Here is a 24,211-nt window from a genome sequence, read left to right as displayed (position 1 = left end):
CGAATTGAGGGGCGGACCGGTCACGGTTCGCCCCTCTTCGGCTACTGAGGGGTCCCTCGTATGCCACATCTGGCGTAACCGGACCACTCCATCGGCCGTTGCCGGGCAGTCTGCCCGTGCCGACCCATGGATGTGCCTTGCCCCGGTTCAGTGTCATCGTCCCCGTGTACAAGGTGCAGGCCTACCTGCACGCGTGCCTCGAGTCCGTCCTGGAACAGTCGTGTTCCGATCTCGAGGTGATCGCGGTCGACGACTGCTCGCCGGACGCGAGCGGCGCGATCGCCGACGAGTTCGCGTCGCGGGACAAGCGGGTGCGGACGGTGCGTCTGCCGGAGAACGTGGGGCTGGGCCGGGCCCGCAACACCGGTCTCGAACACGCCACCGGGGACTACGTCCTCTTCCTCGACAGCGACGACACCCTCACGCCGGGCGCGCTCCAGGCGATCACGGACCGCATCGAGGAGACCGGCGGCCCCGACGTCCTGGTCTACGACTACGCCCGCACGTACTGGACGGGCGAGGCCGTGCGCAACCAGTACGCGGACCGTCTCACGCAGGACGGACCGGCGCCGTTCACGCTCGCCGACCGGCCCGAGATCCTCCAACTCCTCATGGTGGTCTGGAACAAGGCGTACCGGCGCGCCTTCATCGAGGAACAGGGCTTCACCTTCCCGCCTGGCTACTACGAGGACACCCCCTGGACCTACCCGGTCCTGATGTCGGCTCGGACGATCGCCACCCTCGACCGGGTCTGCGTCCACTACCGCCAGCGCCGCCGGGGCAACATCCTGGGCACCACGTCCCACGAGCACTTCGACGTCTTCGACCAGTACGACCGGGTCTTCGCGTTCCTCGACGCCCGTCCCGACCTCGGGGCCGTCTGGCGCCCGTTGCTGTTCCGGCGGATGGTCGAGCACTTCGCCACGGTCTTCACTCACCCGGACCGGCTGGCGCGCGGCACCCGCCCCGACTTCCTGCGCAGGGCCCGCGCGCACTACCGCCGCTACCGCGTCCCCGGCGCACCCGTCACCGCCCGCGACCGCCTCCGGCACGGCCTGGTGCGGCTCGGCTCGCACCGCACGTACCGGTCGCTGGCCGCGGCGATGCGTCTCGTGCGGCGGGTCCGGGGGTTCACGGACCGGCTGCGGCGCACGGCCCGGGCGGCGGTCCTCCAGGCGCACTACCGCGTGCAGCTGCGGCTCCCGGTGCGCGCGGACCGGGCCGTGTTCTCCAGCTACTGGGGGCGCGGCTACGGCTGCAACCCGGGCGCCCTGGAAGCCGCGTTCCGCGCGCACGCGCCGCACGTCGCCACCGCGTGGATCGCGGGACCCGAGCACCACCACACCCTGCCGTCCGGCACCCGCGCCCTGAGTCCCGGGACCGCCGCCTACTGGACGGCGCTGGCCCGCTCCAAGTACCTGGTCAACAACGTCGACTTCGACCGCAGACTGGTCAAGCGCCCCGGCCAGGTCGTGATCCAGACGCAGCACGGCACACCCCTGAAGAAGATGGGCCTCGACCTCCAGGACCACCCGGCGGCGGCCGGCGGCCAGGACTTCGACCAGCTCCTGCGCTCCGTCGACACCTGGGACTACGTCCTGTCCGCCAACCGGCACTCCACCCTCGTGTGGGAGCGCGTCTACCCGTCCGCGTACACGACGCTGGAGTACGGATATCCGCGCAACGACGCCTTCCACCGGGCGAGTTCGCGGGACATGGCCCGCATCCGCGAGAGCCTCGGCATCCCGGAGGGCGCGACGGCGATCCTGTACGCGCCCACCCACCGCGACTACCGCCGCACCCAGCGCTGCACTCTCGACCTGGAGCGGGTGCTGCGCCGGCTCGGCAAGGACTTCGTCGTCCTGACCCGCGCCCACCCGCTGCACCAGGCACCTTTCCCGCAGGGTACCGGCCGTGTCGTCGACGTCTCCGACCATCCGAGCGTCGAGTCACTGTGCCTGGCGGCGGACGCGCTCGTCACCGACTACTCGTCCCTGATGTTCGACTACGCCAACCTCGACCGGCCCATCGTGATCCACGCCGACGACTGGGAAGCGTACGAGGCGTCGCGCGGCACGTACTTCGACCTGCGCACGTCCCCGCCCGGCGCCGTCGCCCGCAGCGAGGACGAGCTGATCGACATCTTCGCGACGGGGCACTGGCGCGGCTCGCGCTCGGCGCAGCTGCGGGCCGCGTTCCGCGAGCGCTTCTGCCCGTACGACGACGGGCGGGCGGCCGAGCGTGTCGTGCGGCACGTCGTGCTCGGCGAGGACGAGGAGCGGTCCGTGCGCGAGGTGCCGCTCGGCGGGCCGCGCGCGGAGCCCACGGGTGAGCGGGTCGGCCCGCGCGCCTGAGCACGGAAGGCGCGGGGCCGCGCCTCACCGCTCCAGCAGGGCGAACAGCTCCTCCCAGCGCTCCAGGACGCGCTCCTCGGAGAACCGCTGCACATTGACCCGGGCCCGCTCCCCCATCGCGTCCCGCAGTCGCGGGTTGCCGGTGAGGCGCAGGAGGCGATCGGCGAGGGCGGCGGTGTCGCCGGGGGGTGCGAGGAGGCCGTCCTCGCCGTCGCGCACGATCTCCCGCACCCCGGGCGCGCAGTCGAACGCGGCGCACGGCACGGCGCTGGCCATGGCCTCCATCAGCGCGAGGGGGAAACCCTCGCCGCGCGACGACTGGACGAACACGGCGCTCCCGGCGAGCGCCCCCGCCACGTCGTCCGTGCGGCCCATCCACTCCACCGAGCCGTCGAGGCCCAGCTCGCTGCACTGGCGCCGCAGGTCCGGCTCGTCGGCCCCGGCACCGTAGATCCGCAGGGTCCAGCCGGGCCGGCGCGGGGCGACCTCGGCCCAGGTGTCGACGAGCATGTCGATGCCCTTCTGGTCGGCGAGGCGGCCGATGCTGCACACGACCTTCGCGGTGCGCGGCGAGGGGATCTCGGGCAGGTGGGCGAGGGCGTTCGGCATGGCGCCGACGTTGTGCATGCCGTCGGCGATCCAGTCGTCGGCGTCCTCCTGGGTGAGGACGAGCCAGCGGTCGGCGGACGGGTAGTTCCGCTTGACCCAGCGGTAGCGGTGGCAGGCCCGCGTATAGGCGTACGACTCGTGGCTCATGCCGATGATCCGCAGGCCCGCGGTGTCCGCCTCGCGCAGCCACTCCATGGGCCACACCTGGGTGACGACAGCGACGGCGCCGGGCCGGGCGGCGCGGAAGAGCTCCGAGAGGCGGGCGACGGCGCGCCCCCGGTCCGCGAGGCGTGCGGCTTCGCGGCGGTGCGCGGCGGGGCTGAGGCGGCTGAGACCGCGCACGGGCTGCGGGGTCGGGGGATGGGCCGGATAGAGGCTGGTCACCTCGTAGCCGAGGTCGGCGGGCAGGGCGAGTTTGAGCTCCGCCTCGTGGACGCCGATGACGTGCACGCGGTGGCCCGCGCGCTGGAAGAGGCGAGCCATCTGGTGGGTCCAGGCGGTGACGCCGCCCAGTTCGTCGACGGTGTTGGCGACGAGGAAGAGGTCGCGGCCCGTGCGCGGGGCGGTCGTGGTGGTCATGCGCGGGACTTCTTTCCGCCGAGGATGAGGTCGGCGGCCGCGCGGGCGGCGCCGCCGACGTCGTAGGAGCCGAAGTCGGCCGCGAACGCGCGGCGCGCGGCCTGCCACTCCCCGTCCGCCTTCTTGAGCCCGTCGAGGGTCCGCAGCAGCTCCTCCTGCGTCTCGACGACGGGCCCGCCGGCGCGCTTGCGCAGGTCGAAGTAGGTACCGCGGTCCGCCGCGTAGGCGTCGAGGTCCGGCGTGAAATGGACGAGGGGCCGGTCGAGGAGGGCGTAGTCGAACATGATCGACGAGTAGTCGGTGATCAACACATCGGCGAGGACGAGGAGTTCACTCACGTCGTGGTGACCCGAGACGTCGATGACGGTGCCGGGCGGGGTGACGGGCAGGCTCGCCACCTCCATGTAGTGGGCGCGCACGAGCAGGACGTGCGTGTCGCCGAAACGCTCGGCGAATTCCCGCACGTCGAGCGGCAGTCGGACGGTCCGCCCCTTCTTCGGAACGCCGCGGAACGTGGGGGCGTACAGCACCACGGTGCGATGGTCCGGGATGCCGAGTTCCGCGGCGGGCGCCGGGCGCGGGAAGCGGCCCTCGCGCTCGTCGCGCCCGCGGGCCGCCACGAGGCGGTCGTTGCGCGGGTATCCGGCGCGCAGCAGCCGCTCCTCAGGGATGCGGTACGCGCGGGCGAGCGTCCGCACGTCGTGTTCCGAGCGGACCATGAAGTGGTCGAACCGGCCGACCGCGCGCCGCAGCTTCTCGCGCTCAGGCGCGTTCCGCGTCCTGTGCCGCGCCTCGTCGAACCCCATGCGCTTGTAGGCGGATCCGTGCCAGGTCTGCAGGTACGTGGTGTGGCGCGGCTTGTCGAGGGCGTGCGGGAACCCCTGGTTGTCGACCCACCACTCGGCGCGGGCCAGCGCCCACAGATACCGCCAGGACCAGCGGCGCACGAGCCGCGCGCCGTCCGGGAACCCGGCGGGCGACGTGGCGTACGACCAGACGCAGCGCACCCGGGCGCCGCGCGCCAGGAGTTCCTCGTGCACGGCGCGCGGGCTGTCCCCGTAGCTCTTGCCCATGTGGCTCTCGAAGACGACGAGGCCCTTGCTGACGGGCAGCCTGACCAGGATCCGCCGGTACACGCGCAGCTTGACCCGCTGGGAGTGCAGCGCCTCGCGCTTCTTGTTCAGGGCACGCAGTACGGGCTTCAGCTTGCGGGCGGGCCTGAAGTGGGTGACGTAGTGCAGGGCGGTCCGGGCGGTGCGGGCCGCGCGGCGGCGGGGCAGCAGGCAGACGGCCAGGTGGTGCTTGGCCGTGACGTAGGGCTGCCAGGTGTCGGCGGTCAGGCGCGTCAGACGGGGGCGGGCCGGGAGGGCGGTGGCCCGGGTGGGGACGGCCGCCTTGTCGGCGACCAGGTCGGTGGTGACGGGAACGCCGTCCACGGTGAGGACGAGCCGCGGGTCCCATACGCGGTCGCCGATGCCGCGCGGGCGCAGCGCGCCGGTGAGGGGCAGCTCGGCCCGCCACACGACACCCCCGTCCTCCTGGCGTACATGGGCCACCGGCACGGAGAGCGTGTGCGCGCGGCCGTCGCGGACCGAGACGTCGAGGCGGGCGGCGAGCGCGGGCCGGTCGTCCAGAAGGCCCAGCGGGACGACGAGCCGCCCCTCGACGGCGAGCACCGCGCCCTGACGCAGGCAGCGTGTGACGCGGTTCAGGAGGCGGAGGTCGGTGAACTGCCGGTACTGGTGGCCGAGTTCGGTGACGTCGAACGTGTCGTCGTCGGCGTGTTCAGCGCTCCAGCGCACGCGCCCGCCGCCCGTCATGACGAGCGGGGAGACGACGGTGCCGGGACGGGCCAGGGCGTACGCGGCGGCCTGCACGCCGTCGGCGTCCCCGTCGACGAGGAGCTGTACGCCGATGCGCTCGACGGGCGGCAGAGCGCGCAGCGCGTCGGAAGTGACGAGGCCTTGCAGGCTCGGGGCGAGGGCCTCCGCCGTCTCCCGGCGGTCTTCGGGGCCCAGCGCCACGAACGCGCGGACGCACGGGATGACGTGGTCGGTGAGGAAGGCGCTCTCGCGGGCCGCGCGCAGCGCGTCGCCGTCCAGGAGCTCCAGCGTGCCGCGCTGGGCGTCGGCGGCGCGGGGCAGGTCCCGTACCGGGCGGGCCGGGGCGCATCCGGTGGTGATCAGGTTCGGGACGAGCGCGATGCGCCGGGCGGCGAGGGCGGCCCGCACGCCGAGGGGGGCCCGTCCGACACCGGACAGCTCGCCGAGTGCGCCGCGCCGCACACAGAACCCGGCGCTCAGGCTGTCGCGCGTGACGAGTTCGGGCGCGTCCGCGAGGTCCTCGACGACACGGGACCTGGCGTGCAGCTCCCTGTGCCAGGCGGGCGCCTTGTCCCAGCGGCCCGCGACGAGGTCGGCGTCCGTGCGGCGGGCCGCCTCGAAGAGGTTGCGGCAGGCGTGCCGTTCGAGCCGCTCGCCCGGGGCGACGACCATGACGTACCGGCCCCGGGCGGCGGCGAGGCCCAGGTCGCGCAGGACGCACGCGGGTCTCTCGGCACCGGCGTGGACGAGCCGGATCCGGTGGGGGTCGCCGGCCGCGAGCGACGCGGCCGTCTCGTCCGCCCCGGCCGTGACGAGGACGGCCTCGGTGCCGGCGAGGGTCTGGTCGAGCACGGACCGTACGGTGGCGCGCAGGGCGGCGGCGTCCGTGCCGCAGACGACGACGCAGCTGATGTCGTACACCTCGGGCGTGCTCATCGGCGGCCTCCCGGCAGCATGGCGTCGGCGACATGCGCGGCGGCGCGCCCGTCGTCCAGGTCGCAGAACACCTCGCGGAAGCGGCGGTACGCCTCCTCGTGCCCGGCGGTCGCGGCGGCCGGGTCGCGCAGCGCCTCGACGACCTCCTCGCCGGTGGTGAGCAGCGGTCCCGGCGCCTGCGCGACGAAGTCGAAGTAGAAGCCTCGGAGCGTGTCCCGGTAGTGGTCGAGGTCGTAGGTGTGGAAGAGCATCGGCCGGCCGGTCTGCGCGAAGTCGAACATCAGCGACGAGTAGTCCGTCACCAACACGTCGCTGATCAGGAGGAGTTCACCGACGTCCGGGTGACGGGTCACATCGCGCACGAAGCCGGACCTGGCGCCCGGGACGGTGCCGCCGACGAGGTAGTGGCGGCGCACGAGGAGGACGTGGTCCTCGCCGAGGGCCCGCTCGGCCGCCGCCAGGTCGAGGCGGAGGTCGAGTCCGTAACGGCCGCCCCTGCGCGGCTGGTTCTCGCGCCAGGTGGGGGCGTAGAGGACGACGCGCCTGCCCTCGGGGATGCCGAGGCGTTCACGGACCGCGGCGGCGACCTTCGCGCGGTCCGCCGCGTGCAGCAGGTCGTTGCGCGGGTAGCCGGACTCCAGGACCTCTCCGTGGTAGCCGAACGCGCCCCGCAGGACGGGGGTGGAGAAACGGTTCGGGGAGACGAGCAGGTTCCACTGCGCGGCGCGCTCCGGCAGCGTCGCGATGTAGCGCTGGTCCCCGAACGGGCTGTCCGCCAGGTCGCGGCCGATGCGCTTGAGCGGGGTGCCGTGCCAGGTCTGTACGACGTACTGGTCCTCGGCGCGCTCGAACCAGTCGGGCAGCTGCGTGTTGGTGACGACGTAGCGGCTGCGGGCCAGGGCCTCGTACCACTCGGTGCTCCACAGGGCCACGGGCCGGCAGCTCGCGGGCACCGTAGCCTGCTGGTCGCGCACGACCCAGAGGTGCTCGAGGGGTTCGCCACGGGCGACGAGCTCCTCGTGGACGGCGCGCGGCGAGTCCGAGTACTGGCGGCCGTCGAAGCTGGAGTACAGGACCGTGTCGGTGCGGGGCTCGACGCGCAGGGACGCGTAGCGGGTGCGCAGCGCGCCCTGCTGGGCGCCGCCGCGCTCCGTGACGGCGAGGCCGGATCCCGACCCGATGACGAGGCGGTCGTAGGAGCGGCGCCCGACGCTGAAGTCCCGGCCGCCCAGGGCCCGTACGAGGGGCAGGCTCTCGTGCCGGGCGGGCGCGACATGGACCTGGCGGTACCGGCCGGGGTCGGTCTCGCCGGGCTCACGCAGGAAGAGGTGCCAGCGGCCCTCGGCGAGCGGCAGGACTCCGGCCGGACCCGCGACCGCGTCCGGACACAGCGCCGCGCCGAACCTTCCGCCGGACACCTCGACCGGAAGGACGGCCTCCTCGCCGTGGCCGCTGTGCTGGAGCAGCAGCTCCCACGCCGTCCCGGATTCGTCGGGGAAGCTGCCCCCGACGGTGAGCCGCCCGTCGTCGTCCCAGGTCAGGGTGTCGACGAGCGGCCGTACGGTCTGATTGCGCAGCTCGACGTTCCCGGCGGCGTTCGCGAGTACGAGGAGTTCGCGTCCGGCGCCGAGCGGGTGGCGGCCCGCCGGAGTGTCGGGGCGGACGGCGAGGGCCACCCATGCGTCGTCCCCACGCACGAGGCCCACGCCCCACGGGTCGGTCTTGCGGGGCGCACCGGTGTCGTCGGTCCCGGGATCCGCGATCAGGTCGAGGCGCAGCTCGGCGGAGAAGGCGCGACCCGAGCGCTCGACGGGGAGGTCGTATGCCTCCTTGGTGTGCCAGTTCTTGACGCGCAGCGCCTTGAGGTCGGCGGGCGCTCCCGGGGCGAGATCGCCCTCCAGCCTGAGGGTGCCGCCGGACTCCTCGTGGCGCACGAGCCGGGCCTTCACGCGCTCGGCCCGCAGCCGGAGCCGGCCCGCGCTGAGCCGGGGAGTGATCCGCAGGAAGTCGTCCAGGTAGCGCACGGGCAGCTCGGCGAGCCCGCCCATCCGCACGGGTCCGGTGCGCAGCAGGCCTCCTCCGAACGCGGCCATCTCGACGTTCCAGACGGTGGTCGGCCGCTTGGTGACGAGCCGCGCCGGGTCGATGACCGTCTCGAACCCGGACCGGTCGTAGTTGTGCAGCCCCTGTTTGGAGCGGTACGTCGCCTCGCGGGAGCGGACGGTGCGGACCTTCAGGGGCACCGCGCGCCGCTTGCCCGACCGCAGCCACGCGAACTTGGCGCGCGCCTCGACCCGGCCCGCCGGCAGGTTCCGTACATAGGCGAAGCCCTTGAGCCGCAGCCGTCCGTCCTCCTCCCAGGACGCCTCGGTGATGTGCGACTTCAGCGGAAGATCGGCCTTGCGGAGCGCGGTCACGCCGCGCGGCAGGGGCCCGGTGACGGGCGGGAACTTCGCCCGGCGCCGGCGCGGCCCGCGCGCCACGAACGTCGTGCCGTTGCTCTTCTCGTACGTCATGAACGCCAACAGCTCGGTCAGACGGCGCTCCCGGATGAGCTGCCACTTGACGCGCAGGGCCAGCGGCAGCCCGGCCAGGACGGCCGGGTCGACGGTGTCCGCGAAGGAGTTGGCGTAGTCGAGGAAGGCCTCGTGGTACGCGGCGTCGCCGAGCGGCAGCGCCTCCATGAACAGCCACAGGTCCCCGGCGAGCACCGTCGCGTCGTAACGTCGCTTGCCCTCAAGCCAGCCCGCGGCCTGCGGGGTGCCGGCCGTCTCGCGCGCCTTGTCCCCGAGGAAGCCGCTGGCCGACCGGACGGCGGCCGTGCGGTCGACGACGGCGCACGGCCTCGCCCGCCGGTTGGTGATGGAGCCCGGCCGGTCACGCCACAGATAGACGGGCCCGGACAGGACGTCCACGCTGCGGGCGAGGAAGTGCGCGGGCACCACGACCGGGATGTCCTCGAACAGCACGCCCACGGGGAACGCGAGCCCGTGGCGGTCCCAGAAGTCCCTGCGGAACACCTTGTTGCAGGCGATGCGGTCCCCGAGCAGGCCCCAGTGCCGGGTGACGTGGGTGGCGGAGCGGTCGGTGCCCATCACCTTGCGGAACATGGCCGACTGCTCGGTCGTCCCGTCGACGCGCAGCCGGTGCACGTTGCCGGTGGCGAAGTCGGAGCCCGACTCCGCCAGGGCGTCGAGCATGCGCTCGTACGCGTCGTGCGGCACCACGTCGTCACTGTCCACGAAGGCGAGATGCGCGCCCGTGGCCAGAGCCGCCCCCGCGTTGCGCGCCGCGCCGAGGCCCGCGTTCCCCTGCCCGACATAACGGAAGCGCCGGTCGCGCTCCGCCATGGCGCGGGCGATCAACGGGCTGCCGTCGGTGGAGCCGTCGTCGACCATCACGACTTCGAGGTCGGGCATGGTCTGCGCGGCCAGCGACTCCAGGCAGGCGTCGAGGTACGCCTCGACGTTGTAGATGGGGACGACGACGGTCAGTCGTGGTGTCATGCGCTGCGCACATTCCTTCCGGAGAACTGACGGGCACGGCTGCGCGACCCGCGAGGGACCTACTTGTTAACAACCCGCTCTCCGGATCCGGGTCACCACGCCTGAGCCGATCGGGTGATCAAGCACGCGATCCCGCGCAGCGGGCCGGCGGGCGGCCGCGTTGCGCGGGATCGGTCGGGTCGGGGGTGCGGGAGCACCGACACGGGCCGGATCAGGGCTTGACGGCGATGCGCCCCTCGTCCATGCGCAGGAGCAACAGCCGCTCACCGGTCTTCTCCAGGAACTCGTCGACGGCCTTCCGCGAGCCCTGCCAGTAGCCGTAGTCGTCGATGAGGAGGACGCCGCCGGGCACCAACCGGTCGTAGAGATGCTCGAGTTCGTGCTTGGTGGAGGCGTACCAGTCGGTGTCGAGGCGCAGGATCGAGATCTGCTCCGGGGCCTGCTGGGGGACGGTGTCCTCGACCCTGCCCTGTACGAAGTGGAGCCGGTCGGCGGGGTAAGGAATGCCCTGGAAACCGGACTTGACGTCGTCGAGGGTGGCGACGGCCCAGATCGGGCGGTCCTTGCCCTGGGCCGCGAGCAGTTCCTCGGCGGACTTGCCGTCGCGCCTGAGGTCCTCCTCGGTGGGCGGCGTCATGCCCTCGTACGTGTCGAAGAGGTAGAGGCCGCGCTCCGTGTCGCTCTGCGAGAGAAGGGTCTTGGCGCAGGCCTGCATCGAACCGCCGCGCCACACGCCGCACTCGACGATGTCGCCGGGGATGTCGTGCCTGACGATGTGACGGACGGCGAGGATGAAGGCGTTGAGCCGCTCCGGTGAGGTCATCGTGTACGGCTTGACCGCGCGGATGACGGCCTTCGCCTCGTCGTCGTAGTCCTCGGGGAGGACCAGGCTCTTGGGTTTCGGCGTCGGCTTGGGCGCCGGGGCCGGGGCCGGCGGCACAGGCTCGGACGCACGGGCGGGATGCCGGGGAGCGGGCACCGGTACGCGGGTCAGCTGATAACCGGTGAGCTGCTTGATGACGCCATTCACTGCGCTTCGCCATGCCATGCGCGGCACCTTACGTCCGTGTTGTTCTGCATGTCACTTTTCGTCAACCCGTAGGCGTTTCTCACCATTTGATGCGCCGGCCGGCTGGGGAACGGCCGGCGGCCGGCCGCAACGCTCCCGTCCCGCGAGCGGAGTCGGCAGCGGCACCCCGTCGACGCCACCGACGCGATTGGCCCACCAGCGCGTCGTCGAGCGCACGAACGCCATGGTCAGACGCGGGTACTTGGCCGGCTTGCGGAAGACGCCGACGGTGTCGCCCCAGTAGGCGTGCTTGGCGTCGATGCTGCCGTAGGCGTGCCGGATGCCCTTCATCGGCGGGAAGTCGGTGTACACCTCGCGCAGTTCGAGGCGCGTGTACGCGGCGAGGGCACGCATCCCGTCCGGGTAGTAGCGCCAGCAGTCCTGCGCGTCGTGCGCATGACCGCGCGAGGGGGCCGTGATGAACGCGGTGCCCTGCGGTCTGAGGACCCGGGCGATCTCCAGCATCGAGGCCCAGAAGAACGGGATGTGCTCGAAGGCCTGGCCGGAAATGAGGAAGTCGGCGCTGTCGGACCGGACCGGGATGCGGTACGGCTTCGTCATCACCGCGTCCACATTGCGCCCCTCCAGCACGTCGACGCCGATGTACTCGGTGTCGTACCCCTCCAAGAGCGACTTGTGGGTGCGCGCCTGCCCGTCCGAGACCCGCGCGCCGAGGTCGACCACCCGCAGCCGCCGCCCGCGCGGCAGGTAGCTCCGGACACAGAGCTCCATCTGTTCGTACGCGGACTGGTGCACGTCGGCCTCCATCAAGGGGGTTCGGGGCGGCTTGACGGCTCTTCAACGCGCAGGTCCGCGTGGGGTCACCGTGCGAGACGGCGCGGTGTGTGCCGGGACCACCACTTTCTGGCCGGTTCCTCGACGTACGTGAACAGCGCCCAGGACAGAGCGATCACCGCGACGGCGAGTCCGCACAGCGTGAACAGGGCGGAGTCGTCGGGCCGCATCCGGCCCCAGGTGTCCTGCACGTACCGGTTCAGCGTCTGGTGCAGCAGATAGAACGCGTACGACCACGCGCCGAGCAGCACCATGGGGCGCGAACAGAGCGCTCCGCGGCGCCCGGACAGCTCACGCTGGGCGTACGCGACGATGAAGAGCACCGAGAACACGGCGACGAACGGCCGTACGGTCCACTGCAGTTGGCCCACCACGCCGGGCGGGAACCAGACGGCCCGGTGGCAGTACACGACCGTGTAAGCGGCGAAGGCGGCGAGCAGTGCGGCCGGGCGCAGGGCGATCCGGTGGCCGCGGCGCAGGGCGATCGCGCACACGAGGCCGACCGCGAACTCGGGAAGGCGCGTCACCGGGTGGCGCATGACCCATTCGCGGGCGAAGGGCGAAAGGTGCGCGGCGGCCCACCAGTTGACGGCCCACATGGCGGCGAGACCGGACGCCGCGAGGAGCGCGAGGGTGCGGGTGCGCAGGCGCAGCGCGGGGCCGATCACCCACGGGAACAGGAGGTAGAAGAACACCTCGACACTGAGCGTCCAGGCCACGCCGTTGCCGGGGAACATCGGCACGACGCCGGGGAACCAGGTCTGCACGAGCAGCAGCGACGTGACGAAGCTGAACGCGTCCGTGGGTACGCCGCCCCAGAGGTAGAACACCCAGATGCACGGGATCGTCGCGACGAGGTGCGCGGGCCAGATACGGCCGGCGCGACGCCAGTAGAAGAGACCGCGAGGCGTGCCGGGACGGTGCCCCCAGGCCATCAGAAACCCGGACAGCACGAAGAAGAACCCGACGCCGTTGACACCCATGGTCGAGTACGGGAAGAGCACGGGCGCCTGCGCGAGACCGCTGCCCGGGGCGAGTCCGGTGGTGTGGTGGACGAAGACGGCGAGTGCTGCGACGAAGCGCATCCCGGTCAGCGAATCGAGCCGCGGCACGCGCGCATCCGCGCGGCGGGGGCGGGCGGGAGCGGGGAGAAGAACGGCAGTCACAGGGCGGCTCCCCGGCCCGGGGTGAGGGTGGCGCCGCAGCCGCTGGTGTGGTCCTGCCCTGCGATCAAGTGGTCGAGGCGGGGTCTGGCCCAGGCGCGTACGGCGGCGATCCGGGCCGGGTCGGGGACGGCGTCGGCCCGGACGAAGTCACCGCCGTTCTGCTGCCGGTACAGCGGGACGTACCCGGCGTCCGCCAGACGTGCGGGGGTCAGGCCCGGCTTGTCCACCCAGGCCCCGTGGACGTGCAGGAGTTCGGGGCGCTCGGCGCGAAGGACATGGTCACGCAGGGCGCTCATGTCGCCGGAGGCGTACGCGTGCGCGATGCGGCGGTCCGTCAGGCCGGCCAGGTCCAGTACGCGCAGTCGCGTGGTGAGCAGTGTGCCGCCGAGGTCGGGCAGGGCGACGGTGGCGCGGCGCAGGCCGAGGCGCTCGGCGTACGTGTTGAACACCTGGCCGTAGCGTTCCGCGACGAAGCACATGGAGAGCGTCGGGTGAGCCTCGAACGAGGTCTCGCGCTCGGCCTGTCCGGCGTGTGCGAGGACCAGCGCGCCGGTCAGTGCCGTGGCGAGGACGGCCCGGCCGCGTGCCTCCTCCCCCTCCCACAGCGCTACGGCCGACAGCGCGGCGGCGGCCGCCGCGAGCACCCACACCGGCGTCGCGAACCGGTACAGGGCCATCCAGTCCCGGCCGAGCACCCCGTACGCGAGCAGCGACAGGAGCAGCGGCACGAGCAGCGCCACCAGGGCCCGCCGGCCCTTGCCCGGCCGCGCGAGGACGGCACCGGCGCACAGCGCGCCGATCAACGCGAAGGCCCAGCCGGCGTACGTCAACAGATCGCCGGCCTGGGCGAGTTGGGCGAGTCGCGGGGGCTGCTGCGCCTTGGCCACCGCGGTGTTCGGCACCCACAGGCCGAAGACGGCGTGCCGCCACAGCAGGAACGCCCCGTAGGGCACGGCGACGACACCTGCGTGCAGGGCCAGCGCGCGGACCGAGCGGGGCAGCTCGCACCGGCGCACGAAGAGGGCCAGGACGAGGGGGTAGGCGCCCGCGAGTACGGCACCGTCGGGGCGGGTCAGCGCGGCGAGCAGGGCGATCGCGCCGGCGGCGACCGCGGTGCGGGAGGCGGTGAGGCCTCCGCGGGTGACGCCCCGGACGAGAAGCGCGGCCGTAGCGGCGGCGCTCAGCCCGTACAGCGGATTCTCCAGGCCCGAGAAGGACCAGGCCACGTAGGACAGGTTCGCGGCGAGGGCCGCGCCCGCCAGGAGCGTCACCGCCCACGCGCGGCCGGGGAGCACGGCGCGGGCCGTCCGGGCGATGCACGCGAGCGTGCCGGCCGTGCACAGCAGGGCGAGTGCTTTCGGGTAGAGCACGAGGTCGCTGACGCCCAGGAACGCGCCGTGGTCGAAGAGTCCGAGTCTGCGGCCGAGGGCCATCAGGGCGAGCCAGGACGGGTTGGAGTAGCCCTCCACGGGTGCGGCGCCCGGGAGTTGGACCGGGCCGAGGCCCTCGTCGACGCTGCGTGCGTACGCGAAGGTGACGGCGGCGTCGTCGACGATCCATCGCCCGAGTCCCGCGGCCCTGACCGCGATCAGCGCCGTCGCGGCGAGGACGGCGACGGGGTCGGCCCAGCGGCGCACGCGGGACGCGGGCGAGGCACGTGGGGCGGGCACGGTCCGCGCCCTGCGGGGGCGGCGGTTGTCGAGGAGGGCGAGGAGCGTGGCGTTCACGGTGACTCCAGCGTGGGCTCGGTGGGAGCGGCGGTCGCCCCGGCAGGCGGTCCGGCAGAGGCCGCGCACGTGGGCGCCGGGCCGCCCACACGCTCGTACAGGCGCAGCAGCCCGCTGCGGCGTCTCGACTGGGTAAGGGGGGTGAAATCCCGTTCCAGGAGCGCGAGTTTGGTGAGTTCGATCTTGTTGCGGGTGTGCCAGCCGGGGCGGCCCGCCTCCGCGTCGAAGAGGACCCAGACGCGGGTCAGGCACGCCATCCGGGCGCGCAGTTCGGCCGGGCTCACGTCCACGCCGTACAGGGTTCCGGAGCGGGCGCCCGTCGACTTCAGGGCCACGTCGCGCACGCCGGCCACGGCGTGCGGATACGTCTCCGTCAGGCGCCGGCCGGTCTTCGGCAGGTAGAGCAGCGCGTCGCCGGGCCGCAGGTCCCGCTCCGCCATCCGCGCCACCGACCCGAAGTCGTCCCTGCGGCCCTCGGGCGACCGCTCGCGCACCTGCGCCGGGAACTGCATCCAGAACGCCACCGCGACCAGTGCGGCCCCGGCGGTCACCTGGACGTACCGCGAAGGGCGCACCCGGTGCGGCAGGCGCCGCAGGACCGCGTCCCCGCCGGCCGCCACCAGCAGGGGCAGCCCGGCGAACGCGAAGAACGTGTAGCGCGGCGCGTACAGCGGCTGCCACTGCGAGACGGTGAACAGCAGGGCGGGCGGCACCACGGCCAGCGGGAGCGCGACCGCCACCACTCCGCACGTCCCCCGGCGGACCGCGGGGGCGAGCAGCGCGGCGGCGGCGAGCACGAGCGTGGTGTTGAAGACGCCACCGGGGTGGCCGGCGGCGAGCCGCAGCAACGCCTCCGCGTCCTCCCAGCCCGGCCTGCGGATCCACGCCACCTGGAAGCTCTGCCCCCGCGCCCGCTCGGCGAGGGGCAGGACGAGCAGGACGGCGGCAGCGGCGGCGGACGCCCAGCCCCGCCACAGCACGGGGGCGGCGCGCGAGACGAGGAGGGTGACGGCGTGCGCGGCGAGGACGAGCACGGCGAACTCGTGGAGCCATGCCGTCACCGTCACGAGCGCGGCGTACCCGGCCCAGGCGGGCCACGACGGATGCCGTACGCAGTGGACGAGCAGGAGCGTCGCCGCGGCGGCGCCCGCCGCGACGATCGCGTACGAGCGGCCCTCCTGCGCGTAGTAGCCGGTGAACGGTGAGACGGCGTACAGGAGTCCGGCCCACAGGCCCACGCGGGGCCGGGCCAGGCGGACCCCGAGCGCGGCGACGAGGCAGGCCGCGGCGGTCGCGCCGAAGACGGACGGCAGTCGCATCAGGTAGGCGTCGGTCTGCCCGCCGAGCACGAAGTGGATCAGTACGTAGTAGAGGCCGTGGACGGCGTCGATGTTGCCGAGGAGATGGTGGATCTGGGGCAGGGAGCGGGTGGCGACGAGTATCGTCGCGGCCTCGTCCCGCCAGATCGTGCCGCGGTCGAGCCCCCAGAGCCCGAGGCCCATCATCACCAGGCCCGGCAGCAGGACCGCCGTCACGGCGGGTGCGGCGGGAAGGGGCCTGGAGACGCGGCCGCGCGGACCGTCCGGAGAGATGCGCACGCGCCGATCCTGTCCCAAATGATCCGATTCGTGACGCAGCCTTGCCGTCAGGGATCACGCGTGCGGCGCGGGACAGTGGCGGAGAAACGGGACATAACACCTGGCGATGGCGGGGCGCGCCACCCGACCGCCGAAGACCTCGCATCACCCGATCGGGCGGGCGAAGGCGCAGTTGCCGACCGGAGCGACCAGACCGGATCTCGCGGCGACGCCCCGGCCCGGCCCCGTTCTCGACGAACGGGGGCGGGGCCGGGACGTCGCCGCCGTACGACCCTGCCGACCCTGCCGACCGGCCGCGCGCTCCCGCCGAGCGCTCGACCCGCTCGACCTGCTCGACCCGCTCGACTACTCGACTACTCGACGACGAGGTCGACGTCGATGTTGCCGCGGGTCGCGTTCGAGTACGGGCAGACCTGGTGAGCCTGCTCGACGAGCTTGCGACCGGTCTCGGCGTCGACCGTGTCCGGCAGCTCCACGCGCAGCGTCACCGCGAGCCCGAAGCCCTCGCCCTGCTTGCCGATGCCGACCTCGGCGGTCACCGCGGCGTCGCTGACGTCGACCTTCGCGGCGCGGCCGACCAGGCCGAGCGCGCTGGCGAAACAGGCGGAGTACCCGGCGGCGAAGAGCTGCTCGGGGTTGGTGCCCTGGCCGCCGGCGCCGCCCATCTCCGTGGGGATGGCCAGCTGGAGGTCGAGGCGGCCGTCGGAGCTGACGGCACGGCCGTCACGGCCGTGGGTGGCGGTGGCGACGGCGGTGTAGATCGCTTCCATGGAAAAACATCCTCCTGCGGTGGGGCCGCGGTGACGTCCGCGGTGGAGTACGTGTTGCGCTGACAGATACAAGTAGAGCACGCAATTCAGTTGTGCACAACCAAGTTGTGCACCGGGATGTCCCGGTACCCTGGACCCATGACCACCGAGACGACCGAGACGCCCGGCGACGAGGAATTCCTGCGGCTCGACCGCCAGATCTGCTTCTCCCTGAACGCCGCGTCGCGCGCGTTCGGCGGCGTCTACCGCACGCTCCTCAAGGACCTGGGCCTGACCTACCCCCAGTACCTGGTCATGCTCGTGCTCTGGGAGGACGGCGAGTTGCCCGTGAAGCGGCTCGGGGAGCGGCTGCGGCTCGACTCGGGCACGCTGTCGCCGCTGCTCAAGCGACTGGAGGCGGCCGGCCTCGTCCAGCGGGAGCGCAGCGCGCGCGACGAGCGCTCGGTGAACGTCCGGCCGACCGGCGCGGGCACCGAGCTGCGGGAGCGCGCGGCGCTGGTGCCGCGCAGGATCGCGGCCGCGACGGGGTTCGACCTGGCGGAGATCGAGGACATGCGCGCCCGCCTGGACCGCCTGACGACGGCGCTGGACGGGGCGGCGCTGGACGCATAGCGGGCCACCGGCGCCGGATGCAGCGCCACTCCGCCCGACACGAAAGCCGCATTCTGCTGATTATCACCGCATATACGGGCATTCGCTCGTACGCTCGCACAGGTGACGCTCGAGACTCAGCCGCCCAGCACCTCAGCGCCCGTCCACGCGACCTGGGTCCGCCCAGGACCCCTCGCACGGGCGGCGCTCCCCCTGACCTGGCTGGCCACCCGCGCCGCGATGCTCGCCCTGCTCGTCACGGACGAGCGCGCCCCGCTCGGCGTCGGAGGCGTCGCGCACGAGGTGCACACGCTGTACGCCCAGTGGTACGTCACCCTCGCCGCCGGCGCCTTCCCCGCCGGTGACGCGATGTGGCAGTACCCGCCCGGCGCGGGCCCCGTCCTCCTGGCGCCCGGCCTGATCCCCGGCCTCACCTACTTCCAGGCCTTCGTCGCGCTCACGCTCGCCACGGACGCCCTGGTCACGCTCGTCCTCGCCCGGACCGGCGCGCGGCCGAGACGCTGCGCGGGCGGCGCCTGGCTGTGGGTGGCCGGGCTGCCGCTCCTGCTTCACGTCCCACTGGCCCGCTACGACATCGAGGTCACCGCCCTCGCCGTGTTCGCGCTGCTGCTCATGGGGCGGTTCCCGCGCACGGGCGGCGCGCTCGCGGCGTGCGGCGCGCTGGTGAAGGTGTGGCCGGCGCTCACGCTGCTCGGCACGCCCCGGGGACGTACGAGCCGGGAGGCGTGGACGGCGGCGCTCACCTCCGCCGTCGCGATCCTGCTGGCCCTCGCCGTCGCGTTCCGCTCGCCGTTCTCGTTCCTGCGCCACCAGGGCGAGCGGGGCGTGCAGATCGAGTCGCTGGGCGGCACGGTCCTGTCGTTCGCGCGGCGGGCGGGCTGGCCCGGACACATCCGCTACCAGTTCGGGGCGATGGAGTACGTCGGCCCGCACGTGGGCATGGCGGCCGCGGCCTCCCTGGTACTCACCGTCGTCGCGGCGGCGCTGCTGATGTTCTGGCGGCTGCGGGCGGTGACCTGGAGCCCCGCGACGCCGTACGACGCGGCCCTGTGCGCCGTCCTGCTGTTCACCGTCACCAGCCGCGTGATCAGCCCGCAGTACCTGATCTGGCTGCTCGGTCTCGCCGCGGTCTGCCTCACCTCGCGCCACACCACCCAGCGCCTCGTCGCCGTACTCGTCGTGGCGGCGGCCGGCCTGAGCGGGCTCGCGTACCCGGTCCTGTACCGCGACGTCGAGGCCGCCACCTGGACGGGATCACTGCTGATGCTGGCGCGCAACGGTCTGCTCCTCGGAGGTGCCGTCCTCTCGTTCCGTTCCCTCTGGAAGGGATCAGAGGCGTAAGAACTTTACTTACCGGACAATTACCGCAAACGCCTAGGATTTCCTTCTGTGGAAGCAGTGCAGCCCCAGCCCCACCAGCCGTCGCCCCCGCAGTCACAGGTTTCCGTCGTCGTCATCGGCCACAACGACGCCGCACGGGTCCCCGACGCCGTACGCTCCGCCCTCTCCCAGGGCCCCGCGGTCCGCGAGGTGATCGCCGTCGACGACTGTTCGACGGACGGCAGCGGCGAGCTGCTCCGGCGCATGGCGGACGACGAGCCACGGCTGAAGGTGGTGCGCCGCGCCGCGAACAGCGGCGGCTGCGGCACCCCGCGCAACGACGGCATCGGCACTGCCTCGGCCCCGTACCTCATGTTCCTGGACAGCGACGACGTGCTGCCGCCCGGCGCCGTCGACGCCCTGCTCGGCGCGGCGCTCGCCCACGGCACCGAGGTCGCCGCCGGCCTGTGCGTGCGCCGCGAACTCCCCTCGGGCCGCGACATCCCGTGGCAGGCGGAGCTGTACGCAGAGCCCGCCGTGGTCCCCCACCCGGAGCGCCGCCCCCGCCTCGTCCACGACACCCTCTGCGTCAACAAGCTCTACCGCACGGACTTCCTGCGCGAGCACGGGATCCGCTTCCCCGACGGCCGCTTCCTCTACGAGGACTTCGTGTTCACCGCGCGCGTGCTCGCCGCCGGACCGCGCATCGCGCTCGTTCCCGACACGGTCTACATCTGGAACGTGCGCCGCGACGCCGACCGCCTGTCGCTCTCCCTCGACCGGGCCGGACTCGACAACTGGACCGGCCGCATCGAGGCGCACCGCCAGTCCGTCGACATCCTCCTGACCGCCTCGCACAAGCGCCTGGCGCGCGCGGCCCGCACCCGTTTCCTCGACCACAGCCTGCGCATGTACGCACGCGAGCTCGACCTGCGCAGCACCGAGTACCGCGACAAGTGGTGGGACCGCACCCGCGCCTACCTCGCCACGTTCGACACGGCCGACATCGACGCGGCGCCCGCCCCCGGCCGCGTCGTCGCCCGCGTGATCCTCGCCTCCGACCACCCGCGCGACCTGCCCCGCCTCAAGGAGGTCGCGGCCCGCCCCGCCCGGCTGCGCCCGCCCTACGCACGCGCCGCGGACGGCACGCCGATCTGGTCCGACGACCTCCCCCAGGTGACCCTGGAGCACCTCCTCGTACGCCCCATGGGCCTCCTCCCCATCGCCATGGAGGCGGAACTGCGGCCGCACGTGCGGGGCTCACGGCTGCGGCTGCGCCTGCACGACCTGTACGGGCGCGTCGCCGAGGCGGGCCCCGCCACCGTCGGCATCGAGGTCATCGACCGCCGGCGCCACCGCCCCGCCAGGCGCCGCACCGTGACCCTCGTACCCGGGCGCGACGCCGGGACCTGGGAGGCCGAGACGTCCCTCGACCTGTCCGCGCTCGCCGCCGGCACCTGGGACCTGCGCCTCCACGTGAACTTCGCGGACGGCACGAGCCGCGACGCGAGCGCCCACGCCGTCACCGGCCCCGGCCTCCTGCGCCGCACCGCCCTGCCGAGCCTGCGCCACGGCCTGCTGCTCGCCCACCCGTACGCGACCCACTCCGGCGCCCTCGCCGTACGCCTCGCACCAGGCGTACGCGGAGCCCTGGCGGTGGCACGCGGCCGCCTCAACCGCCTGGTTCACTAGAACGCCGGCCGCACGCGCACGACAAGGCACGACACGACCCGAGGGGACCCTGACCGACATGACCTGGCTGATCACCGGCGGTGCCGGATACATCGGGGCGCACGTCGTCCGCGCCATGCAGGAGGCGGGCGAGCGGACCGTGGTCTACGACGACCTGTCCACCGGCGTCGCCGAACGCGTCCCGGACGGCGTACCCCTCGTGGTCGCCTCGACCCTGGACGCGGACGCCGTGGCGCGCACCATCGCCGAGCACGGCATCACCGGCGTCGTCCACCTCGCCGCGAAGAAGCAGGTCGGCGAGTCGGTGGAGCTGCCGCTGCACTACTACCGCGAGAACGTCGAAGGCCTGCGCGTCCTCCTGGAGGCGGTCACGGCGGGCGGCGTCCCGTCGTTCGTCTTCTCCTCGTCCGCCGCCGTGTACGGCATGCCCGACGTCGACCTCGTCACCGAGGACACCCCGTGCCTGCCGATGAGCCCGTACGGCGAGACGAAGCTCGCCGGCGAGTGGCTGGTCCGCGCGACGGGCCGGGCACACGGCCTCGCCACGGCCTCCCTGCGCTACTTCAACGTGGCGGGCGCGGCCACCCCCGAACTGGCCGACACCGGCGTCTTCAACCTCGTACCGATGGTCTTCGAGAGGCTCACCGACGGCGAGGCCCCGCGGATCTTCGGCGCGGACTACCCGACACCGGACGGGACCTGCGTACGCGACTACATCCACGTCGTCGACCTCGCCGAGGCCCACGTGGCCGCCGCCCGCCGCCTCTCCGGCGAGGCCCCCGGCACGGACCTCACCCTCAACATCGGCCGCGGCGAAGGCGTTTCGGTCCTGGAGATGGTCGAGCTGATCAACGCGACGACGGGCCACGGCACCGACCCCGTCGTCACCCCGCGCCGCCCCGGCGACCCGGCCCGCGTCGTCGCCTCCGCGGACCGCATCGCGAAGGAACTCGGCTGGACGGCGAAGCGCGACGTACGCGACATGGTCGAGTCGGCGTGGCAGGGGTGGGTCCGGGTGCACGGGACCGCGGTGAGGTGAGTCCGTTCGGCGCGGCAGGGCTGGGGGTGCACGGGCGCCGTGAGGTGAGTCCCGTTCGGCACGGCAGGGCTGGGGCGGTGCACGGGCCGCGCCGTGAGGTGGGTCCGTTCGGCGCGGGCCATGAAATGAAGCCGAAGATCTGCCCGGCGTTCGGCGGGGTCGCGGGGGAACCAGTCGTAGAAACCAACTGCCGGCTGCCTCCGCCTCCTACGCCCTGTTGAGGTAGGCCAGGACGGCGAGCACCCGCCGGTGCCCGCTGTCGCTCGGGGGCAGCCCGAGCTTCGCGAAGACATTGCCGATGTGTTTACTGACGGCCCGCTCGGACACCACCAGCGTCTTTGCGATCGTCGTGTTGTCCCGGCCCTCCGCCATCAGCTCCAGCACCTGGCGCTCGCGCAGCGTGAGCCCGTCGACCGGATCGTCCCGGCGGCGGCTGAGCAACTCCGTGACGACCTCGGGGTCCAGGGCCGTACCGCCCCCGGCCACCCGGTCGAGCGCGTCGAGGAACTCGTCGACCCGGCCGACCCTGTCCTTCAGCAGATAGCCGACACCGCTCGCGCCGTCACCCAGGAGTTCGGCGGCGTACGACTCCTCGACGTACTGCGACAGCACCAGAACAGGCAGTCCCGGCACGGACTTCCGGGCCTCCAGGGCCGCCCGCAGCCCCTCGTCCCGGAACCCCGGCGGCATCCGCACATCGAGCACCGCCACCTCCGGCCGGTGCTCCAGCAGCGCGGGCAGCACCTCGGGCCCGCTCTCGGCGACGGCCACGACCTCGTGCCCGGCCGAGCTCAGCAGCAGGACGAGCCCCTCGCGCAGGAGCACGTTGTCCTCAGCGATCACCACACGCACGGCAGCTCCACCTCGATCACGGTCGGCCCCCCGACGGGGCTCGACACCTCCGTCGTCCCGTCGAGCGCGGCAACCCGGCGCCGCATGCCGAGCAGCCCAGAGCCGCCCGACCCCTGCGCGCCACCCCGCCCCTCGTCCCGCACGGAAACCCTCAACCCGCCCCGCGTCCGGGCCAGTTCCACGGTCGCGCGGTCGGCGCCGCTGTGCTTCGCCGCGTTCGTCAGCGCCTCCGCGACCACGAAGTACGCCGCCGCCTCCACGGCCGCCGGGGCGCGCGGCCCGTCCGCCACGCCGTCCTCGCACACGGTCACGTCGAGCCCGCTTCCGGCGGCGAGCGCCCGCACGGCTCCGGCCAGACCACGGTCGGTGAGGATCGGCGGATGGATGCCGCGCACCACGTGCCGCAACTCGGCGAGCGCCTCCTCGGCCTGGCCCTGGGCGTCGTCCATGAGCTTGCGCGCAGCCGCAGGATCACGGTCGTACGCCCGCTTGGCCAGCCCGATCCGCATCGACAGGGAGACGAGGCGGGCCTGCGCCCCGTCGTGCAAGTCCCGTTCGATACGCCGCAGTTCGGCCCCGTGCGCGGCAACCGCTCCCGCCCGCGTCGCCGTCAGCTGCTCGATCCGGTCCGTGAGCCGCGCGCTCGACGGGGGCCCGAGGAGCGCGCCGGACCAGGAGGCATCGAGGTCCGCGAGCCGCGCCACCAGCGGCAGCACCACTGCGCGCCGCCCGAGCAGCCCGCACCACACGCCGTCCACGAGCAGCCCGAACGCCCAGACCACCAGGGACACGTACAGCAGCAGCCACCCGTACAGGAAGTGCGCGGCGAGCCAGCGCAGGTCACGCCACGTGCAGGGATCCGAGACCCCAGCACGCACGCGCTCGGCGAGCGTCCCCGTGAGCGGGACGTACGCCTCCGGGACCTCCCGCCCCGACCAGGCCGCCACGCGCCGCCGCTTGAATCCGGCGACACGACGCAGGAGCAGCACGGTCTCGGGCAGCACCCCGGCGCCGATCACGAGCAGGGTCACCACCGCCGTGAAGAGCAGCAGCCCGATGAAGAGGTAGGAGACGAGCGCCAGACCGGCGGCCACGGCCAACTCCCCTGTGGCACGCGCCGCCCCCCGCACCGTCTCCCCCATGGCCATGACCATGGCCACAGGCTAGGCGACCCCGCACGAGTACGCGGTCCAGCCCACTCCCCTCTCATGGTGTAGCGCGCTACACCATGAGTCCGGTGGAGGGCACCCTCGCCCGGGCACCCGCACCACGACAGACTTGACCGCGACAGCGCCCGCCACACATCGGAAGGAACCAGCTCATGAAGGCCCTGCTCTGGCTCGTCCTCATCGCGGCCCTCGCCGTCAACGTCTCCACCAGCCTCGCCTTCGACGGCGTCCCGCAGGTCCTGATCAGCGTCGGAACGGGCCTGGCGGCACTGGCCTGCGGGGCGACCCTGTTCATGCTGCGCCGCAGGGATGCGTGAGCGGCTGCGCCCGCGACCCCGCCCGCGCCCGCGCCCGCAAACTCAAAAGCGGATTGCGTGGCTGATGGGGGTGGGTGGTTGCGGGAGCCTCCATCAGTTTTCCGTTCGCCTGCGGACTGGTGGGGGCGGGCTTTCCCCCATGCCGGTCAGTGAGTGGGTACGAATTGATCAACCTCCCTCACAGGTTACGTCCAAGGAAGTGGTGTACCGGTTCCCACCTGATCCGGGTGTTTGTTCCGGCGTCGGGGTGAGGGTCCGGATATGAGAACGGCCACCGG

Annotated in this window: 17 protein-coding genes; 6 read left to right on the top strand and 11 right to left on the bottom strand. The window is 73.0% G+C overall.

The genetic code is table 11. The features are described from left to right. The first annotated feature begins 137 nt into the window (after positions 1 to 137). Entirely contained in the window at positions 138 to 2,354 is a 2,217-nt protein-coding gene (locus tag ACZ67T_RS24480) for a bifunctional glycosyltransferase/CDP-glycerol:glycerophosphate glycerophosphotransferase (protein WP_469986860.1), read from the top strand. Between the two features lie 24 nt (positions 2,355 to 2,378). Here the strand turns inward: ACZ67T_RS24480 and ACZ67T_RS24475 are convergent, their stop codons facing one another. From ACZ67T_RS24475 to ACZ67T_RS24435, 9 genes are all read right to left on the bottom strand, one after another. After that, complete coding sequence (locus ACZ67T_RS24475) at positions 2,379 to 3,542, bottom strand: glycosyltransferase (RefSeq protein WP_469986859.1); 1,164 nt, start codon at positions 3,540 to 3,542, stop codon at positions 2,379 to 2,381. Next, positions 3,539 to 6,301 carry a bifunctional glycosyltransferase/CDP-glycerol:glycerophosphate glycerophosphotransferase gene (locus tag ACZ67T_RS24470; protein ID WP_469986857.1) on the bottom strand — a complete coding sequence of 921 codons (2,763 nt, stop codon included), beginning with the start codon at positions 6,299 to 6,301 and terminating at the stop codon, positions 3,539 to 3,541. The genes ACZ67T_RS24475 and ACZ67T_RS24470 overlap by 4 nt, the downstream gene beginning before the upstream one ends. Continuing rightward, positions 6,298 to 9,807, bottom strand: coding sequence for a CDP-glycerol glycerophosphotransferase family protein (locus ACZ67T_RS24465; protein WP_469986855.1), 3,510 nt, complete (start codon positions 9,805 to 9,807; stop codon positions 6,298 to 6,300). The genes ACZ67T_RS24470 and ACZ67T_RS24465 overlap by 4 nt, the downstream gene beginning before the upstream one ends. A 211-nt stretch (positions 9,808 to 10,018) precedes the next feature. Beyond that, positions 10,019 to 10,855 carry a TylF/MycF/NovP-related O-methyltransferase gene (locus tag ACZ67T_RS24460; protein ID WP_469986853.1) on the bottom strand — a complete coding sequence of 279 codons (837 nt, stop codon included), beginning with the start codon at positions 10,853 to 10,855 and terminating at the stop codon, positions 10,019 to 10,021. 33 nt (positions 10,856 to 10,888) lie between these two features. Then, the gene (locus tag ACZ67T_RS24455) at positions 10,889 to 11,632 is read right to left on the bottom strand and encodes a methyltransferase domain-containing protein (RefSeq protein ID WP_469986851.1); all 744 of its coding nucleotides are present in this window, start codon (positions 11,630 to 11,632) and stop codon (positions 10,889 to 10,891) included. A 65-nt stretch (positions 11,633 to 11,697) separates the two neighbouring features. Then, entirely contained in the window at positions 11,698 to 12,837 is a 1,140-nt protein-coding gene (locus ACZ67T_RS24450) for an acyltransferase family protein (protein WP_469986849.1), read from the bottom strand. Beyond that, positions 12,834 to 14,564 (bottom strand): hypothetical protein, encoded by a 1,731-nt coding sequence (locus ACZ67T_RS24445; protein ID WP_469986848.1) that lies wholly within the window; start codon positions 14,562 to 14,564, stop codon positions 12,834 to 12,836. Before ACZ67T_RS24445 ends, ACZ67T_RS24450 begins: the two co-directional genes overlap by 4 nt. Beyond that, positions 14,561 to 16,162: a glycosyltransferase family 39 protein gene (locus tag ACZ67T_RS24440; protein WP_469986846.1), complete on the bottom strand. Its 1,602-nt coding sequence runs from the start codon at positions 16,160 to 16,162 to the stop codon at positions 14,561 to 14,563. Before ACZ67T_RS24440 ends, ACZ67T_RS24445 begins: the two co-directional genes overlap by 4 nt. A gap of 353 nt (positions 16,163 to 16,515) precedes the next feature. Next, positions 16,516 to 16,932 carry an organic hydroperoxide resistance protein gene (locus tag ACZ67T_RS24435; protein WP_469986844.1) on the bottom strand — a complete coding sequence of 139 codons (417 nt, stop codon included), beginning with the start codon at positions 16,930 to 16,932 and terminating at the stop codon, positions 16,516 to 16,518. Positions 16,933 to 17,070: 138 nt separating this feature from the next. Here ACZ67T_RS24435 and ACZ67T_RS24430 point away from each other — a divergent pair, with 138 nt between their 5' ends. From ACZ67T_RS24430 to galE, 4 genes are all read left to right on the top strand, one after another. Then, positions 17,071 to 17,544, top strand: coding sequence for a MarR family winged helix-turn-helix transcriptional regulator (locus tag ACZ67T_RS24430; RefSeq protein WP_383095179.1), 474 nt, complete (start codon positions 17,071 to 17,073; stop codon positions 17,542 to 17,544). A 102-nt stretch (positions 17,545 to 17,646) separates the two neighbouring features. Next, complete coding sequence (locus ACZ67T_RS24425) at positions 17,647 to 18,885, top strand: glycosyltransferase 87 family protein (RefSeq protein ID WP_469986842.1); 1,239 nt, start codon at positions 17,647 to 17,649, stop codon at positions 18,883 to 18,885. A 48-nt stretch (positions 18,886 to 18,933) separates the two neighbouring features. Continuing rightward, a complete protein-coding gene (locus ACZ67T_RS24420) occupies positions 18,934 to 20,556 on the top strand; it encodes a glycosyltransferase family 2 protein (protein ID WP_469986841.1) in 1,623 nt (540 codons plus the stop codon). 58 nt (positions 20,557 to 20,614) lie between these two features. Further along, complete coding sequence (gene galE, locus ACZ67T_RS24415) at positions 20,615 to 21,595, top strand: UDP-glucose 4-epimerase GalE (RefSeq protein WP_469986839.1); 981 nt, start codon at positions 20,615 to 20,617, stop codon at positions 21,593 to 21,595. Positions 21,596 to 21,802: 207 nt separating this feature from the next. Here galE and ACZ67T_RS24410 read toward each other — a convergent pair whose 3' ends face one another. Together ACZ67T_RS24410 and ACZ67T_RS24405 are read right to left on the bottom strand one after the other, a co-directional pair. Then, positions 21,803 to 22,447 carry a response regulator gene (locus tag ACZ67T_RS24410; protein WP_469986837.1) on the bottom strand — a complete coding sequence of 215 codons (645 nt, stop codon included), beginning with the start codon at positions 22,445 to 22,447 and terminating at the stop codon, positions 21,803 to 21,805. Then, positions 22,435 to 23,589, bottom strand: a complete 1,155-nt coding sequence (locus ACZ67T_RS24405) for a sensor histidine kinase (protein ID WP_469987264.1) — start codon at positions 23,587 to 23,589, stop codon at positions 22,435 to 22,437. The genes ACZ67T_RS24410 and ACZ67T_RS24405 overlap by 13 nt, the downstream gene beginning before the upstream one ends. A 179-nt stretch (positions 23,590 to 23,768) precedes the next feature. On the opposite strand from ACZ67T_RS24405, the gene ACZ67T_RS24400 reads away from it, so the two are divergent. Then, on the top strand, positions 23,769 to 23,933 hold the full coding sequence (locus tag ACZ67T_RS24400) for a hypothetical protein (protein WP_469986835.1): 165 nt from the start codon (positions 23,769 to 23,771) through the stop codon (positions 23,931 to 23,933). Positions 23,934 to 24,211: the final 278 nt, after the last annotated feature.

The sequence above is a fragment of the Streptomyces sp. NPDC107517 genome (genome assembly GCF_055582645.1).
The sequence above is the reverse complement of the archived record's forward strand: the minus strand, read 5'-3'. Positions and strand labels throughout refer to the sequence as shown.

Bases quoted from the DNA above. Each gene is read 5' to 3' on its own strand.
- ACZ67T_RS24475 (WP_469986859.1), bottom strand. From the start codon at position 3,542: ATGACCACCACGACCGCCCCGCGCACGGGCCGCGACCTCTTCCTCGTC.
- ACZ67T_RS24470 (WP_469986857.1), bottom strand. From the start codon at position 6,301: ATGAGCACGCCCGAGGTGTACGACATCAGCTGCGTCGTCGTCTGCGGC.
- ACZ67T_RS24465 (WP_469986855.1), bottom strand. From the start codon at position 9,807: ATGACACCACGACTGACCGTCGTCGTCCCCATCTACAACGTCGAGGCG.
- ACZ67T_RS24460 (WP_469986853.1), bottom strand. From the start codon at position 10,855: ATGGCATGGCGAAGCGCAGTGAATGGCGTCATCAAGCAGCTCACCGGT.
- ACZ67T_RS24435 (WP_469986844.1), bottom strand. From the start codon at position 16,932: ATGGAAGCGATCTACACCGCCGTCGCCACCGCCACCCACGGCCGTGAC.
- ACZ67T_RS24430 (WP_383095179.1), top strand. From the start codon at position 17,071: ATGACCACCGAGACGACCGAGACGCCCGGCGACGAGGAATTCCTGCGG.
- galE (WP_469986839.1), top strand. From the start codon at position 20,615: ATGACCTGGCTGATCACCGGCGGTGCCGGATACATCGGGGCGCACGTC.
- ACZ67T_RS24405 (WP_469987264.1), bottom strand. From the start codon at position 23,589: ATGGGGGAGACGGTGCGGGGGGCGGCGCGTGCCACAGGGGAGTTGGCC.
- ACZ67T_RS24400 (WP_469986835.1), top strand. From the start codon at position 23,769: ATGAAGGCCCTGCTCTGGCTCGTCCTCATCGCGGCCCTCGCCGTCAAC.